Consider the following 14,870-nt stretch of genomic DNA (forward strand, 5'->3'; position numbering starts at 1 on the left):
CCTTTACAAGGGCGGCGGTTCAGGTATCGAACGCGTTACGGATCCAGTTCAGGCGCTGGTCCGGGTTGCTGGCGCTGTTCATGGCAACCACATCGAAACGACACGGATGCGCAGCCCAGCGTTTTTCCTGCTGTAAAAAGTGTTCTGCGGCCAGACTCAGTTTGGCGCGCTTGCGAGCATCGATACTCTCCAGCGCACCACCCCAAGCGGCATGCAGACGGTAGCGTACTTCAACAAATACTACTGTATCGCCATCAAGCATGACCAGATCGAGTTCGCCGCGTCGGCAGCGCCAGTTCTGTTCAAGCAGACGCAGGCCATGCTGTTGCAAATGCTGACAGGCCAGAGCTTCGGCTTGCGGCCCGCTGAGCCTGACGTCGGTATTCATTAGAGGTTGTAATCCGGCAGGCGGCGTATGGTGCCGCCCTGAAATTCAGCCCAGGGCAATTCGCGCTCGATACGCTGCTGAGAATTCAGGCTCAGACGCCCCGAATAACCATCGATACGGGTCTCCGGCAAAGCCTTCAGTTGGGCCAGGCGTGGCGCCAGTAGGTACGCGTCGATACCCATGGCATAGAGACGCCCCAGGCTGCCGCCGGCTTGCGGCCATTGCTGGATGACTTGTTCGCGAAGGGGATTGTTTTCGTCGAGCAGCCAAGGTGTTTCGCAGAAACGAATGCCGCTCAAGTCACGGTATTGGGCGGGGTTGCTGTCGCCGGAATAGAGGTGCGATGTGGCGTAGACCGGCACATCCCCTGCGTATTGGAACGTCAGGGTGGGTTTGATTTGCTGGGCTTGCAAAGGCGTGGCGGCGAGGAAGATGAAGTCGACATCGGCACGACGCGCAGGCTCGGCGGCCAGTTCCACGCCCAGCGTTTGCTTGAGTCGTTGGGCACGGGCTTCGCTTTGGCGAAGTTGGAAAAGGTCGGCAATCTGGCCCGCCAACTGTACGGGCTGGTCGATGTGTTTGGCGTCCAGCAGAGTGCCGCCTTCGGCCTGCCAGCTCTGGTTGAAGGCGGCCAGTACGCGGTCGCCCCACTCGCCGCGCGGAACCAGGGCGACGGCGCGGCGCATGCCGTCGTTCCAGGCGCGCCGGGCGGCCGAGCGGGCTTCGTCCTCGGCGGCCAGGCCGAATTGGAACAGTTGTGCCGGGCTGCCTTCGCCCGCATCATCATAATTCAAGGCCAGGGTGAGGATCGGCAGCTGCGGCAAATCACCCAGTTGCTTGACAAGGGGCTTTTCCAGTGGGCCGACGACCAATTGTGCGCCATCTGCTTGGGCCTGACGGTAGAAGGCTTCCAGTGACTCTATTTGCGTACTGTCATACAGGACAATTTCAGGCGGATTGAATCCGGCTTGCTGGGCCTGGTAATGGGCAGACATAAAGCCGTCGCGTAGGGCTCGAGCCACGCTCGCCAGTTGGCCTTCCTGGGGCAGTAGCAAGGCAATCTTGCTTAAGGGCTGGCTGGGCAGGGCGCGTAATTTGCTCAAAGGCTCTGGCAGGCGAAGCGCTGCGGGGTGATCGGGGTTGGCGTTGCGCCAGTTGTCGATGGCGGCCTGCTGAAGTTCAAGGGTAATGGCGTCGCGTACGGCAACACCCAACGCAAGCCAGGCGCCCAGCTCGCCGTCGGCCGGGCTGGTTGCTTCATCGGTGGGCAGGCGGGCGATCAATGCCCAGATTGTCTCGTGATTGTCCTGAGCGGCGGCACCGGTCAGCTGCGGGGCGATCGATACGCGCTCGCGCACGGCGGGCAGCAGTTGATTGTCCGCCTCAAGCGCCTGGGCGCGGACCAGCCGCGTTCGCACCTGCTGTTCGGCAGGCAGTTCGCCCAGACGCTGCAGGCTGGGGTGCTCCAAGGCTTGCAGTGCGCTCTGCGGGCGGCTGCGCAACAGCGCCAACTCAGCCTGCAAGGTGCTGGCTAAAACCTGCTCGGCCGGGCTCAACTGATCCAGCGATACCTGTTGGAGGATTTGCCCGGCGCGCGCCGGGTTGTTCAAGGTAAATGCTTTGTCGGCAGCAGCCAGGCGTAATTGCGCGGCCAGGGCCGGCGGGCTTTGCTCTGCCTTTTGTAGCAATTGCTCAACGCTTGCCTGGGGCGTACGCGGCAATTCGCCCAGTGTGGACGTTGGGGTGCCGGAGCAGGCCGCCAAAAATCCGACGAGGCACAGAACGGAGAGCAGGCGAGCGATCATGGGAGTCTTCCCGTTGCACAGGCGAAAGGAACCCTGGATTGTACCCAAGCCTTGCCGGCTGTGCGATGCCGAAACGGTAAACGGGATACAATGGGTAAATTTGAAGGTTCTTGAGGTGTTTCGTGGCCGATTTCGGTGCTCAGAATGTGTCTGCAGGCACGCTTTACGTGGTGGCCACGCCCATCGGCAATCTGGAGGACATCAGTGCGCGAGCTTTGCGGGTGCTGACGGAAGTCTCGTTGATCGCGGCGGAAGATACCCGGCATTCGCAGCGGCTTTTGCAGCATTTCGGCATCAGTACGCCGCTGCAGGCCTGCCACGAGCATAACGAGCGTGACCAAGGCGGACGTTTTATCGCCCGCCTGTTGGCAGGTGATGACGTTGCGCTGATTTCGGACGCTGGTACGCCGCTGATCTCGGATCCGGGTTTCCATCTGGTGCGCCAGGCGCGCGTCGCAGGAGTGCGGGTGGTGCCTGTCCCAGGCGCGTGCGCCCTGGTTGCCGCGCTCTCCGCGGCTGGCCTGCCGTCGGACCGGTTTATTTTCGAGGGTTTCCTGCCTGCAAAAGCTACAGCCCGTTGTGCGCGTCTGGAATCGATCAAAGAGGAACCGCGCACGCTGATCTTTTATGAAGCGCCGCATCGCTTGCTGGAATCCTTGCGCGATATGGGAAAAATTTTCGGTGCCGATCGCCTGGCCGTGTTGGGGCGAGAGCTGACCAAGACCTTTGAGACACTCAAGGGATTGCCGTTGGGTGAGTTGAGTGACTGGGTCGCGGCGGATGCCAACCAGCAACGGGGTGAGTGTGTCCTGCTGGTCGCCGGCTGGCAGGCGCCTGAGGGTGAGAGCGCTGTCACGGCTGAGGCCTTGCGCGTCCTGGATCTGTTGTTGGAAGACCTGCCGGTCAAGCGAGCCGCTGCCGTGGCGGCAGAAATTACCGGTGCTCGCAAAAATGTGCTGTACCAGATCGCGCTGGAGCGCAAAGGCTGATTGGTCAGGATTCATGAAGATGGGACCGTTTTGTCTTGCAGCTTGCCGGTGGCGGCCCTATCCTTGCCGCCGGAGAGTCGATCGGACAGTCGCTGTTCTCTTTTGTTCGCAAAAGAGGAGGGAGGAAAGTCCGGGCTCCATAGGGCAGAGCGCCAGGTAACGCCTGGGAGGCGCGAGCCTACGGAAAGTGCCACAGAAAATAACCGCCTAAGCACGCAAGTGCCGGTAAGGGTGAAAAGGTGCGGTAAGAGCGCACCGCACGGCTGGCAACAGTCCGTGGCTAGGTAAACCCCGCTCGGAGCAAGACCAAATAGGGTTCCATTGGCGTGGCCCGCGCTGGAACCGGGTAGGTTGCTAAAGGCGTGCAGTGATGTACGTCGTAGAGGAATGACTGTCCTCGACAGAACCCGGCTTATAGATCGACTCTCTTCCTTTATTCCCCGCTTGTCTTGATGAAGTAAAAACAACTTCTCCTCACGTATTACGTTAACTCTCTGAGCCAGCTCTTTGATGCATTTCTCTTTCCGTCGCAATTGCTTGTTGCGCTTCGTCTCAAATCTGGCCATTCGTCGCTAAATCACGGTCCTGTAAGGGTTTTCCATTTGTGAGCAGCCTTGACGCTGAGGGACGCGCATTCCTATAGTGTGCCCAAGTGGTAGAAAGTGGCGGGAAGTGGGAATTAGGAATGTAACAGCCAGCCAAGCGGGGAAGTGCCAACGTGTTTCGCGGAGCCAATGCCGTCAGCCTTGATGCGAAAGGGCGACTCGCGATGCCGAGTCGGCACCGTGACGAGCTGCTCTCGCGTTGTGCCGGCCAGCTCATCGTCACCATTGATGCTCTTGATCCCTGCCTAAGCCTCTACCCCCTGCCTGAATGGGAACAGATCGAAACCAAGCTGCGTGCCTTGCCACCGTTGCGAGAGGAAAACCGCCGCTTGCAACGCTTGCTGATTGGCAATGCGGTCGATCTGGAGCTGGATGCCAGTGGGCGTCTGCTGATTCCGTCTCGCTTGCGCGAGTACGCCAAGCTCGACAAGCACGTCATGCTGGTTGGCCAATTGAACAAGTTTCAACTGTGGGATGAAGACGCCTGGACCTCCATTTCGATGGACGATCTTGAGGCTATTAAAGCGCCCGGCGGAATGCCGGAAGAATTGCTCGACCTGACCTTGTGATTATGACCAGCACCTTTCGCCACATCACCGTTTTGCTCGAAGAAGCCGTTGCCGCCCTCGCGATACAGCCTGACGGCTGCTACCTGGACGGCACCTTCGGGCGAGGCGGACACAGCCGCTTGATCCTGCAGCATCTCGGTGCGCGCGGGCAGTTGCTGGGGTTCGATAAAGACCCTCAAGCCATTGCCACAGGGCAAGCACTGGCGGCCGAAGATGGCCGCTTTGTAATTGTGCAGCGCAGTTTTGCGGAGTTGGGCCAGGAGATAACCGGCCGCGGCCTGGAAGGCAAGGTGAGCGGTGTGCTGCTCGATCTGGGGGTGTCTTCGCCGCAGCTTGACGATCCCGAGCGGGGCTTCAGCTTTCTTAATGATGGCCCGCTGGATATGCGCATGAATCCGGGGGTCGGCATGAGTGCCGCTGAATGGATTGCGAGCGCGACTGAAGATGAAATCGCCCGGGTCTTCAAGGAATACGGCGAGGAGCGTTTTGCCAAGCGCATGGCTCGTGCGGTGGTGCTGCGGCGTGCTGAGAAGCCTTTCACCCGTACCGCCGATCTGGCTGCGGTGCTCACCGAGGCCAATCCGGCATGGGAGAAGGGCAAGAACCCGGCCACCCGCGCCTTCCAGGGACTGCGCATCCATATCAATAATGAACTGGGCGATCTCGAGCGAGGCCTTGAAGCGGCTCTCGATGCGCTGGAGGTCGGTGGCCGGTTGGTGGTGATCAGCTTCCATTCCCTGGAAGACCGCATCGTCAAACAGTTCATGCGCCGTCAGGCCAAAGGCGAAGCCGATAACCTGCCGCGAGATCTGCCGATCATCCCCAAAGCATTTGAGCCTCGCCTGAAAGTGCTGGGCAAGCCGCACTATGCCTCCGAAGCCGAGCTCAAGGCCAACCCACGATCACGCAGCGCGGTCATGCGCGTGGCGGAGAAGGTGCGGTGAGCCATTTGGCCATTAGGTCAATACCCGGCGGCGGGCTGCTGCTGGTGGTTGTGTTTGTCGCTGTGCTGGCGTCGGCGATTGCGGTGACGTATTCCGCGCACCTGAGCCGACAATTGGTCAACGACTTGTACGGTGAGTTGCACGAGCGCGACAAGATACAAGCCGAGTGGGGACGCCTGGTGCTGGAGCAAAGCACTTGGATGGCGCATAACCGGATCGAGGCCTTGGCCAGCGAGCGGTTGAAAATGCGCATTCCCGAAGCGGCCGATGTCCGGCTGGTGACGCCATGAATTTCTTGAGGCGAGTATTCGAGCACGGCCGGTTCGGCTTTGTGCTGCTTTTGTTCGTCCTGATGGTCAGCATGCTGGGCTGGAAGATTGTTGACCTGCATGTGTTCGATCACGATTTTTTGCAGGGTCAGGGCGATGCACGCAGTGTGCGGCACATCCCGATCCCTGCGCACCGTGGGGTGATTACCGATCGCAACGGTGAGCCGCTGGCCGTAAGCACGCCGGTGACGGCCATATGGGGTAACGGACGCGAACTGCAGGCCGTGCGCGATCAATGGCCAGTGCTGGCCGAGGCGTTGGGGCAAAAACCCGGCAGGCTGAGCGAGCGACTGGAGCAGGCTGCTAACCGTGAATTTATCTACCTGGCCCGCGGCCTTACACCGGAGCATGGCCAGCAAGTACTCGACCTGAATGTTCCCGGTGTAAACGCCTTGGAAGAGTTTCGCCGCTTTTATCCGGCCGGCGAAGTGGCTGCTCATGTGGTCGGTTTCACCGATATCGACGACAAGGGGCGCGAGGGCATGGAGCTCGCCTTCGACCAGTGGCTGGCAGGGGTGCCAGGCGAACGTCAGGTACTAAAGGACCGCCGCGGTCGGGTGATCAAGGATGTCCAGGTGCTCAGCAATGCCAAGCCGGGTGGCGAGCTGGAACTGTCCATTGACTTGCGCTTGCAGTATCTGGCGCACCGCGAGTTGCGGAACTCCTTGCTGGAATTCGGCGCCAAGGCCGGCAGCCTGGTCATGATCGACGTGCGTACCGGTGAAATCCTCGCCATGGTCAATCAGCCCGTCTACAACCCCAACAACCGTCGTGTGCTGCAGCCGGGCGTCACCCGTAACCGGGCCATGATTGATGTCTTCGAGCCGGGTTCCACCGTAAAGCCTTTCACTATTGCCGCTGCGCTGGCCACAGGTAAATGGCGGCCGGAATCGGTGGTGGATACCACGCCGGGCTGGATGCGCATCGGCCGTTACACCATTCGCGACGTCTCCCGTGGCGGCCAGCTTGACCTCACCGGCATTCTCATGAAGTCCAGCAATATCGGCATCAGCAAGATTGCACTGGATATCGGCGCCGAGCCGCTCTATTCGATGATGCATTCCGCTGGCTTTGGGCAGTCCACCGGGCTGGGCTTTCCGGGTGAACGGGTCGGCGTGCTGCCCAATCATCGTGTCTGGAAAGAAGCGGAAATCGCTGCCCTGGGTTACGGCTACGGCTTGTCGGTGACTGCTGTGCAGCTTGCCCATGCCTTTGCGACACTGGGCAATGACGGTAAAAGCGTGCCGCTCTCATTGATTCGCCGCGACCGTGCCCAGGAAGGCCACCAGGTGATGGAGGCCGAAATAGCCCATCAGGTGCTGCGCATGCTGCGTGCCGTAGTCGAGGAGCCGGGCGGCGGTGGTTCGCGTGCCAAGGTGCCGGGCTATCACGTCGGCGGCAAAAGCGGCACCGCCAAGAAAGTTTCCACGTCTGGCGGTTATACCGATGACGCCTACCGCTCCTTTTTTGCCGGGCTGGCGCCGCTGAACAACCCGCGTATCGCCGCCGTGGTGGTGATCGATGAACCCAGCAAAGGTGGCTATTACGGCGGCCTGGTAGCCGCGCCGGTTTTCGGCCGGGTCATGGCTGGAGCCCTGCGTCTGATGAATATTGCCCCTGACAACCTGCCGGTTGAGACCAAGACCGCTGCCGTCGTCCCTGGAAAAGGAGGGCGCAGCTGATGCCCATGCCACTCAACCAACTGCTCGCCCAGGCCGATAACGCTGCGCTGGTGCGTGAACTGACCCTTGACAGTCGAAAAGTGCGGCCCGGAGACCTGTTCCTGGCCGTGCCCGGCGCCAGTCATGATGGGCGCGCGCACATCGCCGACGCCATCGCCCGCGGTGCCGTGGCTGTGGCCTATGAAGCCGAAGGAGCTCCACCGCTGCCGGACAGCCAGGCGACCTTGTTGCCGATCAAAGGGTTGAGCAAGCAGCTCTCGGCGATAGCCGGGCGTTTCTATGGTGAACCCAGTCGCGGTTTGCATCTGGTTGGGGTAACGGGTACCAACGGCAAGACCAGCGTCAGCCAATTGCTGGCCCAGGCACTGGATCGCCTCGGCGAACGCTGCGGCATTGTCGGCACCTTGGGCACGGGATTCCATGGCGCTCTGGAAAGCGGACGTCACACCACCCCCGATCCGCTCGCCGTACAGGCGACGTTGGCGCTGCTCAAGCATGCCGGAGCGCGTGCGGTGGCCATGGAAGTGTCGTCCCATGGTCTGGCTCAGGGCCGTGTCGCCGGGCTGGATTTCGATGTGGCGGTATTTACCAATCTGTCCCGCGACCACCTGGATTACCACGGTTCGATGGAAGCCTATGGCGCGGTCAAGGCCACGCTGTTCGCCTGGCCCCAATTGCGCTGCCGGGTCATCAACCTGGACGATCCGTTTGGCCGCCAGCTGGCCGGCCTAGAGGGTGCGCGACTGATCGATTACAGCATCAATGATGCTGCTGCCGATGTGCATTGCCGGCAGGTGCGCTTCGACGACCACGGCGTGCGCGCCGAGCTGATCACGCCGCAGGGGCAGGGGCTGTTGCGCAGCCCGCTGCTGGGGCGTTTTAACCTGAGCAACTTGCTGGCGGTGATCGGTGCTTTGCTGGGCATGGACTATTCGCTGGACGATGTCCTGCGTGTGCTGCCCGATCTGCAAGGTCCGTCGGGACGGATGCAACGCCTGGGGGGCGGCGCTGCGCCCTTGGTAGTGGTGGATTACGCCCACACCCCCGATGCCTTGGAAAAGGTTCTCGAAGCACTGCGCCCGCATGTGCGTGGCCGTTTGCTGTGCCTGTTTGGATGCGGCGGTGATCGGGACCGCGGCAAGCGCCCGCTGATGGCTGAAGTGGCCGAGCGGCATGCCGACGGCGTACTGGTCACTGATGACAACCCGCGCAGCGAAGATCCGCTGGAGATCCTTGCCGAGATTCGTGCCGGCTTCACCCGACCTGAAACGGTGCAGTTCATGTCCGGACGTGGCCAGGCGATTGCCTCGCTGATTGCCGGTGCCCGCGCAGATGACATTGTGCTGCTGGCCGGCAAGGGACACGAGGACTATCAGGAAATCAACGGCGTTCGTCAGCCTTTCTCAGACCTGGACGAAGCCAGCAAGGCACTGGCGGCCTGGGAGGTTGAGCATGCTTGATGCATTGCACCTCAGCGCCATCGCCGCCCCGCTGCAAGGTCGCCTGTCTGGCGGCGATGCCGTTTTTTCCTCGGTCAGTACCGACAGCCGCTCAATCGCGCCTGGACAACTGTTCGTTGCCCTGGTCGGGCCGAATTTCGATGGCCACGCTTATCTCGCTGATGTTGCTGCCAAGGGCGCGGTGGCGGCCCTGGTGTCGCGCGAAGTTGCAGGTGTCGATCTGCCGCAACTGGTGGTTGACGATACCCGTCTGGCGCTGGGACGCCTCGGTGCGCTGAACCGCCAGGCCTACCATGGCCCGCTGGCCGCCGTGACGGGTTCCAGTGGCAAGACCAGCATCAAGGAAATGCTCGCCAGCATCCTGCGTGCCGGCCTTCATGGTCCCGTTCTGGCCACGCGCGGCAACCTGAATAATGAGCTCGGTGTGCCGCTGACGCTGCTGGAGCTTATGCCTGAACATGTGGGTGCGGTGATTGAGCTGGGCGCTAATCATGTGGGTGAAATCGCCTACACCGTGAGTCTGGCACGCCCACAGGTAGCCATCATCAGCAACGCGGGCAATGCCCACGTGGGTGAATTTGGCGGCCCGGAGAAAATCGTCGAAGCCAAGGGCGAGATCATCGACGGTTTGCCCGCCGAGGGCGTGGCTGTGCTCAACCGCGACGATGCGGCATTCACCCTTTGGCAAACGCGAGCCGCAGGGCGGCCTGTGGTGAGCTTTGCCCTGCACGATACCCAGGCCGATTTCCATGCACGCGATGTGCAGCGCGACGCTCGCGGCTGCATGGCCTTTATTCTGTGTTCGCCGCTCGGCGAGTGGTCTGTCCAGCTCAATTTGCTAGGCACCCACAACGTTGCCAATGCCCTGGCCGCTGCCGCTGCGGCCCATGCCCTGGGGCTTTCGGGCGCAGCCATTCAGCATGGCCTGCAGGCCTTGCAGCCTATGCCAGGACGCGCCGCGGCGCAGCTGACGGACCGCGGTCTGAGAATTATTGATGACAGTTACAACGCCAATCCGCTCTCGATGTGTGCCGCGGTCGATATACTCGCGGCCTTCTCCGGGCGCACCGTTTTGGTGTTGGGGGACATGGGCGAGCTGGGCGATTGGGCCGAACAGGGCCACCGCCAGGTCGGTGCCTATGCGAGCGGCAAAGTCGATTGCCTGTATGCCGTTGGGCCGCTAATGACCCACGCGGTAGCAGCTTTTGGAAAAAATGCGAAACATTTTGCCGATCAAGCCGGTCTGATCGACGCCCTGCGTCACGAGCAGGGCGATACCACCATTCTGATCAAGGGCTCGCGAAGTTCGGCGATGGACAAGGTTGTCGCTGCGTTGTGCGGGTCCGCCGAGGAGAAACACTGATGCTTCTGCTGCTAGCAGAGTACCTGCAACAGTTCCATAAAGGCTTTGCGGTCTTTCAATACCTGACCCTGCGCGGCATCCTGGGCGTGCTGACCTCACTGATCCTGGCCCTATGGCTGGGGCCCTGGATGATTCGCACCCTGCAGACCCTGCAGATTGGCCAGTCGGTGCGCACCGATGGTCCGCAATCACACCTGTCCAAGAAGGGCACGCCCACCATGGGCGGCGCGCTGATCCTCTCGTCCATCGCCATCAGCACCCTGTTGTGGTCCGACCTGAGCAACCGCTACGTGTGGGTTGTGTTGGCCGTGACCCTGCTGTTCGGTGCGATCGGCTGGGTCGACGACTACCGCAAGGTGATCGAGAAGAATTCCCGTGGGTTGCCGAGCCGCTGGAAGTATTTCTGGCAGTCGGTGTTCGGTCTGGGCGCGGCGATTTTCCTGTTCATGACTGCGCAAAATCCGATTGAAACCACGTTGATCGTGCCCATGTTCAAGGACGCCGCCTTGCCGCTGGGCGCTGCCGGTTTCATCGTGCTGACTTACTTCGTCATTGTCGGTTCGAGCAATGCGGTGAACCTCACCGACGGTCTCGACGGTCTGGCGATTATGCCCACCGTGCTGGTGGGCGGCGCACTGGGCGTCTTCTGCTACCTGTCGGGTAACGTGCGCTTCGCCGAATACCTGTTGATTCCTTATGTTCCGGGCGCCGGCGAGCTGATCGTGTTTTGCAGCGCGCTGATTGGTGCCGGCCTGGGTTTCTTGTGGTTCAACACCTACCCGGCGCAAGTGTTCATGGGCGACGTCGGTGCGCTGGCCCTGGGTGCGGCGCTGGGCACCATCGCGGTGATTGTCCGCCAGGAAATCGTGCTGTTCATCATGGGCGGGGTGTTCGTCATGGAAACCCTCTCGGTGATAGTCCAGGTCGCCTCCTTCAAGTTGACCGGCAAGCGGGTGTTCCGCATGGCGCCAATTCACCACCACTTCGAACTCAAAGGCTGGCCCGAGCCGCGCGTCATCGTGCGCTTCTGGATCATCACGGTGATCCTCGTGCTGATCGGTCTCGCCACCTTGAAACTGCGTTGAGGCGAAAAATGACATGAGCCTGATCGCTTCTGACCAATTCCGCATCGTTGTCGGCCTCGGCAAGAGCGGCATGTCCCTGGTGCGCCATTTGGCGCGCCGGGGATTGTCGTTTGCGGTGGCTGACACGCGCGCCAATCCGCCTGAGCTGGCCACCCTGCAGCAGGAATTTCCCGACGTTGAAGTGCGCTGCGGCGCGCTGGATGTCGAGTTTCTTTGCCAGGCCGATGAGCTTCTGGTCAGTCCGGGCCTGGCTATTGCCTCCCCGGCGTTGCAGGCAGCGGCGCAGCGCGGGGTGAAGCTTTCCGGCGACATCGAGCTGTTCGCCCGCGAAGCCAAGGCGCCGATCATTGCCATCACCGGCTCCAACGCCAAGAGCACCGTGACCACCCTGGTGGGCGAAATGGCCGCGGCGGCCGGCAGGAAGGTCGCCATTGGCGGCAACCTGGGCACGCCGGCGCTGGATCTGTTGGCCGATGACGTTGAGCTGTATGTGATCGAGTTGTCCAGCTTCCAACTGGAAACCACCGAGCAGCTGAATGCCGAGGTGGCGACTTGCCTGAACGTCAGCGAAGACCACATGGACCGCTACACCGACCTGCAGGCCTACCACCTGGCCAAGCACCGCGTCTTTCGTGGCGCCCGGCAGGTGGTGATCAATCGCGATGATGCGCTGTCACGCCCGCTGGTGGCCGATCAGCTGCCGTGCTGGAGCTTTGGCCTGGGCAAGCCGGATTTCAAGGGCTTTGGTCTGACCGAGCTGCACGGCGAAAAATGGCTGACGTTCCAATTCGAGGCGCTGTTGCCGGTACGCGCGTTGAAAATGCGCGGCGCCCACAATCAAAGCAACGCGCTGGCTGCCCTGGCCCTCGGCCATGCCGTAGGGCTGCCGCTGGAGCCGATGCTGGCTACCCTGAAAACCTTTGCCGGCCTGCCGCATCGCTGCCAATGGGTGCGTGAATTGCGCGGCGTTCAGTATTACGACGACTCCAAGGCGACCAACGTCGGGGCTGCGTTGGCGGCGATCGAGGGTTTGGGCGCGGATATTGACGGCAAGCTGGTGCTAATTGCCGGTGGCGATGGCAAAGGGGCGGATTTCTCGCCGCTGCGCGTCCCAGTGGCCCGCTACTGCCGGGCGGTGGTGTTGCTCGGTCGCGATGCCGACCAGATTGCCGGCGCCCTGGGGGATGCCGTACCGCAGGCTAAGGTCGCAACCCTGGACGAGGCGGTGCAGCGCTGTGCCGAAATGGCTGAGCGCGGTGATGCCGTGCTGCTGTCGCCGGCGTGCGCCAGCCTCGACATGTTCAAGAACTTCGAAGAGCGTGGTCGCCTGTTCGCCCGTGCAGTGGAGGGCTTGCCACAATGATCGCCTTCCTGCGCCCGTACCCGTCGCCGTTGTTCAGTCGGCGCGGCCTCGACCTGGACCTCCCGCTGTTGCTGGGGTGCCTGGCGTTGCTCGGGCTGGGATTGGTGATGGTAGCGTCGGCGTCTTCGGAAGTGGCGGCCGCGCAACTGGGCGATCCGCTTTATCACATGACCCGCCAACTGGTGTACATGGTCATCGGCCTAGTGGCCTGTGCCGTGGTGCTGATGGTGCCCATGGCCACGTGGCAGCGCCTGGGCTGGATGTTGCTGGCCGCAGCCTTCGCCATGCTGGTCTTGGTGCTGCTGGTCGGACGCGAGGTCAACGGTTCGATTCGTTGGATCAGCTTGGGCATGATCAACGTGCAGCCCTCGGAAATCGCCAAGATCTTCGTGGTGATCTATCTGGCCGGGTACCTGGTGCGTCGCCAGGAAGAGGTACGCGAAAGCTGGATGGGCTTCCTCAAGCCGATTTTCGTGTTGATCCCCATGGCGGTGCTGTTGCTGCTAGAACCGGACTTCGGCGCCACCATCGTCTTGTTCGCCGCGGCGGCGGCCATGCTTTTCCTCGGCGGCGTGGGCCTGCTGCGCTTCGGGCTGTCGGCAGGGCTGGCAGTCGGTGCGTTGTACCTGCTGATCAAGACCCAGCCGTACCGCATGGCGCGTCTGACCACCTTTACCGATCCCTGGGCCGACCAATTCGGTGCGGGCTACCAATTGACCCAGGCGCTGATTGCCTTTGGCCGTGGCGAATGGTTTGGCGTCGGCCTGGGCAACAGCATTCAGAAGCAGTTCTACCTGCCCGAGGCGCACACCGATTTCGTTTTCGCCGTGTTGGCCGAGGAGCTGGGCATGGTGGGGGCCCTGATCACCTTGGCCTTGTTCGTGTTGATCAGCGTGCGCGCTCTGTACATCGGTCTATGGGCGCAAAAGGCCAAGCAGTTCTTCTCGGCGTATGTCGCCTATGGCCTGGCCTTTCTATGGATCGGCCAGTTTCTGATCAATATTGGCGTGAACGTCGGCTTGCTGCCGACCAAGGGCCTGACCTTGCCATTCCTGAGCTACGGCGGCAGTTCGCTGGTGATCTGCTGCGTAAGCCTGGGGTTGTTGTTGCGTATCGAGTGGGAACGACGTTCCCAGCTCGGCAACGAAAATTTTGAATTCAGCGAAACGGATTTTGCCGAGGAGGACGTGCGACATGCGCGGTAATGTCCTGATCATGGCGGGTGGCACAGGCGGCCACGTATTCCCGGCGTTGGCCTGCGCGCGCGAATTCCAGGCGCGTGGCTATCGTGTTCACTGGCTGGGTACTGCACGCGGCATTGAAAACCGCCTGGTTCCTGACGCCAATCTGCCCCTGCACCTGATTGAGGTCAGCGGCCTGCGTGGCAAGGGTCTGCTGGCGCTGCTCAAGGCGCCTGTGCAGTTGTTCAAGGCGCTGATGCAGGCCCGCGACCTGGTGCGCACGGTGCGTCCGGTGTGCGTGCTCGGCATGGGTGGTTATGTGACGGGACCCGGCGGGCTGGCGGCGCGCCTGTGCGGCGTGCCCCTGATCATCCATGAGCAGAACGCCGTGGCCGGTACTGCCAACCGCAGCCTGGCGTGGTTTGCCCAGCGCATTTGCGAAGCCTTCCCTAACACCTTTACACGCAGCGCCAAGCGCCGTACCACGGGTAATCCGGTGCGCAGTGAGTTGTTTCTCGACACCCCCCGCGCGCCACTGGCAGGGCGTCCGGCCAATCTACTGGTGTTGGGCGGCAGCCTGGGTGCCGAGCCCTTGAACAAGCTGGTGCCAGCGGCACTGTCGCACCTGCTCGAAGAGGAGCGTCCGGCCGTGGTGCATCAGACCGGTGCTCAGCATGCCGAAATCACCCAGCAGCGTTATGCCGAGGCCGGCCTCAAGGCCCATGTCGCGCCCTTCATCGATGACATGGCCGGGGCTTATGCCTGGGCCGACCTGGTGATCTGCCGCGCTGGCGCGCTGACTGTCAGCGAACTGGCCGCCGCCGGGCTGCCGGCTTTTCTGGTGCCGCTGCCCCATGCCATAGATGACCACCAGACGCGCAATGCCGAATTTCTGGCCCGGGAGGGCGCTGCCATCCTGTTGCCGCAAGCCACTACAGATGCGGCCGAGCTGGCTGCGCAGCTGAACGAGGTGCTGATGCAACCGCAACGACTCGAGGCCATGGGCGCCACCGCCCGCGATCTGGCTATGCCCGATGCCACCCGCCGGGTGGTGGATATTTGCCTGGAGGTGGCCCGTGGCTAAATCGCCCGCTGCTGCAAAGGCTG

At 61.9% G+C, this 14,870-nt stretch carries 13 protein-coding genes and 1 other RNA gene; 12 read left to right on the forward strand and 2 right to left on the reverse strand.

The window, feature by feature from the left end:
- Positions 1-19: 19 nt before the first annotated feature.
- Together ACTV8E_RS13130 and ACTV8E_RS13135 are read right to left on the reverse strand one after the other, a co-directional pair.
- Positions 20-388: a YraN family protein gene (locus ACTV8E_RS13130; protein WP_443199759.1), complete on the reverse strand. Its 369-nt coding sequence runs from the start codon at positions 386-388 to the stop codon at positions 20-22.
- Complete coding sequence (locus tag ACTV8E_RS13135) at positions 388-2,193, reverse strand: penicillin-binding protein activator (RefSeq protein WP_443199760.1); 1,806 nt, start codon at positions 2,191-2,193, stop codon at positions 388-390. Before ACTV8E_RS13135 ends, ACTV8E_RS13130 begins: the two co-directional genes overlap by 1 nt.
- Positions 2,194-2,339: 146 nt before the next feature.
- Between ACTV8E_RS13135 and rsmI the strand changes: the two genes are divergently transcribed.
- The 12 genes from rsmI to murG all read left to right on the forward strand — a co-directional run bounded on the left by rsmI (position 2,340) and on the right by murG (position 14,847).
- On the forward strand, positions 2,340-3,182 hold the full coding sequence (gene rsmI / locus ACTV8E_RS13140; RefSeq protein ID WP_273537319.1) for a 16S rRNA (cytidine(1402)-2'-O)-methyltransferase: 843 nt from the start codon (positions 2,340-2,342) through the stop codon (positions 3,180-3,182).
- A 73-nt stretch (positions 3,183-3,255) separates the two neighbouring features.
- Positions 3,256-3,613: RNase P RNA component class A (gene rnpB / locus ACTV8E_RS13145), an RNA gene on the forward strand.
- Between the two features lie 287 nt (positions 3,614-3,900).
- Positions 3,901-4,356 (forward strand): division/cell wall cluster transcriptional repressor MraZ, encoded by a 456-nt coding sequence (mraZ, locus tag ACTV8E_RS13150; protein ID WP_251834880.1) that lies wholly within the window; start codon positions 3,901-3,903, stop codon positions 4,354-4,356.
- A gap of 2 nt (positions 4,357-4,358) precedes the next feature.
- Positions 4,359-5,300 carry a 16S rRNA (cytosine(1402)-N(4))-methyltransferase RsmH gene (gene rsmH / locus ACTV8E_RS13155; RefSeq protein ID WP_443199761.1) on the forward strand — a complete coding sequence of 314 codons (942 nt, stop codon included), beginning with the start codon at positions 4,359-4,361 and terminating at the stop codon, positions 5,298-5,300.
- On the forward strand, positions 5,297-5,590 hold the full coding sequence (gene ftsL / locus ACTV8E_RS13160) for a cell division protein FtsL (protein WP_443199762.1): 294 nt from the start codon (positions 5,297-5,299) through the stop codon (positions 5,588-5,590). Before rsmH ends, ftsL begins: the two co-directional genes overlap by 4 nt.
- A complete protein-coding gene (locus ACTV8E_RS13165; protein WP_443199763.1) occupies positions 5,587-7,311 on the forward strand; it encodes a peptidoglycan D,D-transpeptidase FtsI family protein in 1,725 nt (574 codons plus the stop codon). Before ftsL ends, ACTV8E_RS13165 begins: the two co-directional genes overlap by 4 nt.
- Entirely contained in the window at positions 7,311-8,771 is a 1,461-nt protein-coding gene (locus ACTV8E_RS13170; protein ID WP_443199764.1) for a UDP-N-acetylmuramoyl-L-alanyl-D-glutamate--2,6-diaminopimelate ligase, read from the forward strand. The genes ACTV8E_RS13165 and ACTV8E_RS13170 overlap by 1 nt, the downstream gene beginning before the upstream one ends.
- On the forward strand, positions 8,764-10,134 hold the full coding sequence (locus ACTV8E_RS13175; protein ID WP_443199765.1) for a UDP-N-acetylmuramoyl-tripeptide--D-alanyl-D-alanine ligase: 1,371 nt from the start codon (positions 8,764-8,766) through the stop codon (positions 10,132-10,134). Before ACTV8E_RS13170 ends, ACTV8E_RS13175 begins: the two co-directional genes overlap by 8 nt.
- Complete coding sequence (mraY, locus tag ACTV8E_RS13180; protein ID WP_443199766.1) at positions 10,134-11,219, forward strand: phospho-N-acetylmuramoyl-pentapeptide-transferase; 1,086 nt, start codon at positions 10,134-10,136, stop codon at positions 11,217-11,219. The genes ACTV8E_RS13175 and mraY overlap by 1 nt, the downstream gene beginning before the upstream one ends.
- Before the next feature lie 13 nt (positions 11,220-11,232).
- Positions 11,233-12,582 carry a UDP-N-acetylmuramoyl-L-alanine--D-glutamate ligase gene (gene murD, locus ACTV8E_RS13185; protein WP_443199767.1) on the forward strand — a complete coding sequence of 450 codons (1,350 nt, stop codon included), beginning with the start codon at positions 11,233-11,235 and terminating at the stop codon, positions 12,580-12,582.
- A complete protein-coding gene (ftsW, locus tag ACTV8E_RS13190) occupies positions 12,579-13,787 on the forward strand; it encodes a putative lipid II flippase FtsW (RefSeq protein ID WP_443199768.1) in 1,209 nt (402 codons plus the stop codon). The genes murD and ftsW overlap by 4 nt, the downstream gene beginning before the upstream one ends.
- Complete coding sequence (gene murG, locus ACTV8E_RS13195) at positions 13,777-14,847, forward strand: undecaprenyldiphospho-muramoylpentapeptide beta-N-acetylglucosaminyltransferase (protein ID WP_251834889.1); 1,071 nt, start codon at positions 13,777-13,779, stop codon at positions 14,845-14,847. The genes ftsW and murG overlap by 11 nt, the downstream gene beginning before the upstream one ends.
- The last annotated feature ends 23 nt before the right edge of the window (positions 14,848-14,870 follow it).

This window comes from Pseudomonas sp. B392_1p (assembly GCF_052245235.1).
In the GTDB taxonomy this organism is placed as follows: Bacteria; Pseudomonadota; Gammaproteobacteria; order Pseudomonadales; family Pseudomonadaceae; genus Serpens; species Serpens gallinarum.

Excerpts from the sequence above, each read along its gene's own strand:
- ACTV8E_RS13135 (WP_443199760.1), bottom strand. The coding sequence starts at position 2,193 with ATGATCGCTCGCCTGCTCTCCGTTCTGTGCCTCGTCGGATTTTTGGCG.
- murG (WP_251834889.1), top strand. The coding sequence starts at position 13,777 with ATGCGCGGTAATGTCCTGATCATGGCGGGTGGCACAGGCGGCCACGTA.
- ACTV8E_RS13175 (WP_443199765.1), top strand. The coding sequence starts at position 8,764 with ATGCTTGATGCATTGCACCTCAGCGCCATCGCCGCCCCGCTGCAAGGT.
- ACTV8E_RS13165 (WP_443199763.1), top strand. The coding sequence starts at position 5,587 with ATGAATTTCTTGAGGCGAGTATTCGAGCACGGCCGGTTCGGCTTTGTG.
- ftsW (WP_443199768.1), top strand. The coding sequence starts at position 12,579 with ATGATCGCCTTCCTGCGCCCGTACCCGTCGCCGTTGTTCAGTCGGCGC.
- ACTV8E_RS13130 (WP_443199759.1), bottom strand. The coding sequence starts at position 388 with ATGAATACCGACGTCAGGCTCAGCGGGCCGCAAGCCGAAGCTCTGGCC.
- rsmH (WP_443199761.1), top strand. The coding sequence starts at position 4,359 with ATGACCAGCACCTTTCGCCACATCACCGTTTTGCTCGAAGAAGCCGTT.
- mraY (WP_443199766.1), top strand. The coding sequence starts at position 10,134 with ATGCTTCTGCTGCTAGCAGAGTACCTGCAACAGTTCCATAAAGGCTTT.
- murD (WP_443199767.1), top strand. The coding sequence starts at position 11,233 with ATGAGCCTGATCGCTTCTGACCAATTCCGCATCGTTGTCGGCCTCGGC.
- ACTV8E_RS13170 (WP_443199764.1), top strand. The coding sequence starts at position 7,311 with ATGCCCATGCCACTCAACCAACTGCTCGCCCAGGCCGATAACGCTGCG.